This window comes from Streptosporangium sp. NPDC006013 (assembly GCF_040614275.1).
In the GTDB taxonomy this organism is placed as follows: Bacteria; Actinomycetota; Actinomycetes; order Streptosporangiales; family Streptosporangiaceae; genus Streptosporangium.
This window is the reverse complement of record NZ_JBEXUE010000564.1, coordinates 1-5863: the sequence shown is the minus strand read 5'-3', so window position 1 is coordinate 5863 and position 5863 is coordinate 1. Positions and strand designations below refer to the sequence as shown.

At 69.7% G+C, this 5863-nt stretch carries 6 protein-coding genes; all 6 read left to right on the top strand.

Features of this window, described 5'->3' with window-relative positions; translation table 11 throughout:
- The first annotated feature begins 159 nt into the window (after positions 1-159).
- From ABZ260_RS45015 to ABZ260_RS44990, 6 genes are read left to right on the top strand one after another with little or no spacing between them, the layout of a single operon-like run.
- Entirely contained in the window at positions 160-1113 is a 954-nt protein-coding gene (locus tag ABZ260_RS45015; RefSeq protein WP_355630369.1) for a BMP family ABC transporter substrate-binding protein, read from the top strand.
- 1 nt (position 1114) lies between these two features.
- Entirely contained in the window at positions 1115-2698 is a 1584-nt protein-coding gene (locus tag ABZ260_RS45010; RefSeq protein ID WP_355630367.1) for an ABC transporter ATP-binding protein, read from the top strand.
- The gene (locus tag ABZ260_RS45005) at positions 2695-3927 is read left to right on the top strand and encodes an ABC transporter permease (RefSeq protein WP_355630364.1); all 1233 of its coding nucleotides are present in this window, start codon (positions 2695-2697) and stop codon (positions 3925-3927) included. Before ABZ260_RS45010 ends, ABZ260_RS45005 begins: the two co-directional genes overlap by 4 nt.
- Entirely contained in the window at positions 3924-4838 is a 915-nt protein-coding gene (locus ABZ260_RS45000; protein WP_350928600.1) for an ABC transporter permease, read from the top strand. Before ABZ260_RS45005 ends, ABZ260_RS45000 begins: the two co-directional genes overlap by 4 nt.
- 59 nt (positions 4839-4897) lie before the next feature.
- On the top strand, positions 4898-5350 hold the full coding sequence (locus tag ABZ260_RS44995) for a VOC family protein (protein ID WP_355630362.1): 453 nt from the start codon (positions 4898-4900) through the stop codon (positions 5348-5350).
- On the top strand, positions 5332-5748 hold the full coding sequence (locus tag ABZ260_RS44990; RefSeq protein ID WP_355630359.1) for a nuclear transport factor 2 family protein: 417 nt from the start codon (positions 5332-5334) through the stop codon (positions 5746-5748). Before ABZ260_RS44995 ends, ABZ260_RS44990 begins: the two co-directional genes overlap by 19 nt.
- Positions 5749-5863: the final 115 nt, after the last annotated feature.

Below are 5863 nucleotides of genomic sequence, written 5' to 3'. Positions count from 1 at the left end.
CGACCGCCGGTTTGAGGCCGTCGGCCTTCGGGGTCTCGGGCTTCGCGTCATCGCCCGCCGTGCCGCTGTCGGGCTTCGTCTCCCCGGTCTTGGGCCACCGCGCCCCAGGCCACGGCCCCCGCCCCGGCCGACGCGAGCGCGAAGACCGAGGGCGGCAACGTGCTGCCGGGTCAGCCGGACATCAACGGCGACGGCAAGGTCGTCATCGGGGTGCTGAGCCCGGGTGACATCAACGACAAGGGCTACTACCAGAGCTTCGTCGACACGGCGGAGGCGTTCGCCAACGAGAAGGGCTGGACGCTCATCAAGCGCGGCAGCGTCAACACCAGCGAGGCGCTCAACGCCGCGCGGGCGCTCTGCCAGCAGAAGGTCGACATGGTGGCCCTCGGCGCCTCGGAGCTCAAGGACGCGATTCCGGCCTCCGAGGAGCCGGTGTGCGCGAACACGGCCTGGTACGTGCCGTCCTCCGCCAACATCCTGCAGACCCCGAAGATCATGCTCTCCACCGACCAGGCCGACCAGAGCATGCTGGCCGCGGGGTACGCGGCGGGCCTGATCATGAAGGACAACGGCGACACCAAGGCCGGGTTCGTGACCGGCCCCGAGGCCGACTTCACCGTCACCGCGTCCGCGGCGTTCAAGGCCGGCATCCGGCTGGTGGTTCCGGAGGCCACGCTGACGACCACCTACAGCGGAGACCTCAACGACTCCGCCAAGGCCAAGGAGGCCACCCAGGCGCAGATCAGCCAGGGTGTCAAGGTCATCTACCCCTACCTCGGCGGCGCCACCGACGCGGCGGCGGAGCTGGCCAACGCCAACGGGGTCCTCACCCTCACCCCCGGTACCGACCGGTGTGACTCCACCAAGCCCAAGTTCGACATCTCGGTGCTCTTCAGCCCCGGAGACTACTTCAAGGCCGCGCTGGAGGAACTCGCCGCCGCGAAGCTGCAGATGGGCGTGGAGAAGGTCTGGACGCTCGGCGTCGACCCGTTCCCGACCGTCAAGATCTGTAACGGGACCCCCGAGCAGAACGAGAAGCTGAAGACCTTCATCGCCGACGTCGGTAGCAAGAAGATCGACACCAAGGCGGAAGTGAAGAGGCTCGGTTCCTGAGATGACAGAGGACGAACGGGCGAGGGAGCTCACCCCGCCATCGGCGCCCGCGCTGCGGCTGCGGGGAATCAGCAAGAGCTACGGTCCGGTCGTCGCCTGCGACGCCGTGGATCTCGCCGTGCACCAGGGCGAGATCCACGGTCTGCTCGGTGAGAACGGGGCCGGAAAGTCGACGCTCATGAAGATCCTGCTGGGCCTCGTCCAGCGGGACGCCGGGACCATCCTGCACCATGACGGGCCCGTCGACATCGGCAGCCCGCAGGAGGCCGTGGCTCTCGGCATCGGCATGGTGCACCAGCACTTCAGCCTGATCAATCCGCTGACGGTCTGGGAGAACGTCATCCTGGGGGACACCGGGAAGATCGACAAGGCCGCCGCCTGTGACCAGGTGCGGGACGTCTCCCAGCGCTACGGCCTGCCGATCGACCCGCTGGCCAGGGTCGAACGGCTCTCCGCGGGCGAGCGGCAGCGGGTCGAGCTGATCAAATGCCTGCGCCGGGATCCGTCGGTGCTCATCCTCGACGAGCCGACGTCCGTGCTGACCCAGGCGGAGTCGGCCGAGCTGTTCGGCGTGCTGCGCCACGTGGTCCGCTCGGAGAACCGTGCGGTCATCCTGATCAGCCACAAGCTGGCGGAGATCACCGCGGCCACCGACCGGGTGACCGTGCTGCGCAAGGGGAGGGTCGTCTTCCAGAGCGCGACCGCGGAGACGGGGCCGCAGGAGCTGGCCCGCCAGATGGTGGGCAGGGAGGTCTCCCTGGGCAGCGAGGCCGCGGCGCTCGGCCTGCTGCCGGTCGATACCCCGCGGACGGGTGAAACCGGAGCGGGTAAAGCGGAGGCCTCGGTGGCCGCGCTGCGGCTGCGCGGCCTGACCGTCACCGTCGACGGGGTGCGCGTGCTGTCCGACCTCGACCTGGACGTCGCCCCCGGCGAGATCGTCGGCCTGTACGGGGTCGAGGGCAACGGCCAGTCGAACCTGGGCGACGTGCTGTCCGGGCTCGTCGTCCCGGACGCCGGGTCTGTCGAGATCTCCGGCAGGCAGGTGGACCTGAACCGCCCGGGGGCGCTGCACGCGGCCGGGCTCGGCATCGTGCCGGAGGACCGGCACGCATCCGGGGTGGTGCTGGACATGAGCGTCGCCGAGAACCTGGTCATGAAGTCGCTGAACGCCGTGAGCGGCCGCGCGTTCGTCAGCCGCAGGAAGACGCATGAGGTGGCCCGCCGCCTGGCGGCCGAGTTCAACATCGTCACCCCGTCGATGGACACCCCGGTGCGCAGCCTGTCGGGAGGCAACCAGCAGCGGGTCGTGCTCGCCCGTGAGCTCTCGGCGGGACCGCTCGTGCTGGTCGCCGCGCAGCCCACGCACGGGCTGGACGTGGGGGCCATCGAGGACATGTACCGGCGATTGCGCGACGTCGCGTCAGGAGGAGTGGCCGTGCTGCTGATATCCACCGAACTGGAGGAGGTCATGGCGCTCTCCTCCAGGATCGCGGTGATCTCCTCCGGGAAGATCACCGGTGTGCTCTCCACCGGGGAGGCCACGGCCGAGCGGCTCGGGATGCTGGTGGGCGGGGTGGCCGCGTGAACGAAGTCCGCGAGGACCTCCGCCAGGACTCCCCCCAGAAGCCGGGGCGAAAGTCCCATCCGGCTCCCGGCACGGACGACACCTCCGGGCGTCGCCTGCTGGCCTTCCTCACCCCGAGTGCGGGCGGCTGGCAGACCGGCCTGGCGACCGCCGCGGGCGTGCTCGTGGCGCTCTCCCTGTCGTCACTGCTGATCGCCGTCACCGGGGGATCTCCCCTGGCGTCGGTGCAGGCCCTCTTCCAGGGCAGCATGGCCAACTGGACGGCCTGGACCTCCACGCTGCTGTACGTGGCACCGCTGCTGCTGGTCGCCGTGGGCGCCTGTGTCAGCGCCCGATCGGGCACTTTCAACATCGGCCAGGAGGGCCAGGTGCTGATCGGCGCCCTCTTCGGGGCCTGGGTCGGCCTGCGCCTGGCGGTCCCGGGGCCGCTGCTGCTGGTGATCGTCCTGTTGGCCGCCTCGCTGGCGGGCGGCGCCTGGGCGGCCCTCAGCGCGCTGATGTACCGGATCCGCGGCGTCAACATCGTGGTCAGCACGCTCCTGATGATCTTCATCGCCCAGCAGGTCGTCGCGTTCGCGGTGAACACGCCGTGGCTGCTGCAGGAGTCGCGGATCGGGGATGCCATCGTCTCGCCGCAGTCCAATCCGCTGCCGGCCGGCGCGCTGCTCGGCTCGGTCGGTGAGTACCCCAACCTTCAGGTCAACGGGGGCCTGCTGCTGGCGCTGGTCGGCGCCGTGGTGGTCGCGGTGGCGCTCGCCCGCACCCGGTGGGGGTTCCGGCTCACCATGCTCGGCCTCAACCCGCTCGCCGCCAAGCACGCGGGGGTGCGCGTCAACGCGCTGGGCGGTATGGCGCTGGCCATCTCCGGTGCCTTCGCCGGCCTGGCCGGGGCCGTGCTGCTGGCCAGCCCGGTGGGAGTCAACCGGCTTCAGCCGGGCATAGCGATGAACATCGGCTGGGACGGCATGCTGGTGGCCCTGGTCGCGCGTAACCGGCCGCTGCTGACCGTACCCGTCGCCCTGCTCTTCGGCGTGCTGCGTTCCGGCGGCGGCTTCCTCGCCGCGACCGGTGTGCCCCCGTTCCTCGTGGACGTGGTCAAGGCCCTGCTGGTGCTGGCCTTCGTCGCTCCGCCCGTCATCGTCGCCATGATCCGGCGTCGCAGGGCCGGTGTCCGTACCGCGCGCGCCGAGCACCGGCCCGCGCCCGTCGCAGAGGGGGCCGCGCTGTGATCGCCGTAGACGACATCTCCACCATCCTGTCCAGCGGGATCAGGCTCACCGTTCCGCTGGCCTTCGCGGCGTGCGGGGAGTACCTCGCCGAGCGGGCTGGCGCCATGAACATCTCCGTCGAGGCGATGATGCTGGGCGCCGCGTTCGGCTCGGTCGCCACGGCCAGCGCCACCGGCAGCGCCACCACCGGGCTGGTCGCGGGCGTGCTGATCGGGCTCCTGATCGGGTTCGTGCACGGCAACCTCTCACACCGGCTGGAGATCAACACCTTTGTGATCGGCCTGGTGCTCAACGCCCTCGTGCTCGGGCTGACCAGTTACCTGATCACGGTCAGCTCGTTCGAGTCGCACCAGGTGTCGCAGGTCAGCATCCCCTGGCTGCGCGACATCCCGCTGATCGGCCACCCGCTGTTCGTCGAGCGCTGGCCGGTCTACCTGCTGATCGTCCTCATCCCGCTGACCTGGTGGCTGGTGGAACGCAGCAGGTGGGGCCTGGAGCTGCGAGCGGTCGGCGAGCAGCCCCAGGCCGCCGACGTCACCGGTATCCGGGTCAACCTGCGCCGCCGCCAGGCGCTGCTGTGGTGCGGCGCGCTGGCCGGACTGGGGGGCGCGTACCTGGCGGTCGGCGAGGTCGGCTCGTTCAACCAGAACATGACCGCCGGGCGCGGGTACATCGTCATCGCGGCGGTGATCTTCGGTGCCTGGCGGCTGCGGCGGACCCTGATCGGCTGCGCGCTCTTCGGCCTGGCCGACGCCATGCGCCTGGCGCTGCCGGCGCTGGGCCTGACGATGAACTCGCAGCTGCTCGTGGTGGCGCCGTATCTGCTCGCGCTGCTGGCGATGCTGCTCTTCGCGAACCAGAACCGTGAACCCAGGGCGCTCGGCCAACCGTTCGAACGGGGATCTACCTGACGACCGGACCGAGCCCCGATGACCACCCGCAGTGAAACACACGATATTTGGAGGAATCAATGAGTGATCTGACCCAGGCGAGATGGACTCATGTCGCGCTGCCCACCGGCGACCTCGACAAGGCGATCGAGTTCTACACGTCGCTGACGCCGCTGGTGGTCGTCGAGCGGTTCCGCGACGCCGACGGTGAGAGCGCCTGGCTCTCCAACGACAAGCAGGTGGAGACCCCGATGGTCCTCGTGCTCGTCTCGTTCAACAAGGACAAGGGCGGGCAGCTGGGGCTGCTGACGCCGTTCGCGCACATCGGCATCGAGGTGCCCGAGCGCACCGACGTGGACGGCATCGCCGAGCGGGCGCGCGAGCTGGGCTGCCTGCACTGGGAGCCGCGCGACATGCCCGACCCGGTCGGCTACATCTGCGCGCTGAAGGACCCCGACGGCAACGTCATCGAGATCTCCCACAACCAGCAGGTCTTCAACACGGTGCGCAAGCTGTGGACGAACCCCTCCTGAGCGGACAGCTCACCCGGGCCGCGGTCGCACGGTACGTCGAGGCGCTCAACGCGCACGACGCCGATGCGGTCGCGGCCTGCGTGAGCGAGGACTTCGTCAACGAGCACACCTCGGCCCTGGGGCGGAGCGTGACCGGCAGGCACGGCTACCGCGCCAACCTCACCGGCTTCCTGGCCGACTTCGTGGACCTGCGCTACGAGGTCGAGGACCTCCTCGTCGAGGGCGACCGGGCGTCGCTCGCCTACCGGATGTCGTTCCGGCTGGCCTCGGCGGACGGCAGGCCGGTGGTGGTGCGCGGGGTGTTCAGGTTCCGGGTCGACGCCGACGGTCTGATCGCGCACCGCACCGACTACTGGGACAGCGGCGAGGTACGGCGACAACTCGACACCCAGCCCTAAACCCCCTTTAGGTCGATCAAACCAATAAAGGCTCCCAAAGCATCAGTAAAGGCTTATCGTGGCGTACATTCCGGTCACCAGATAGCCGAGCAACGCACCGAACGCGCCGCCGAGC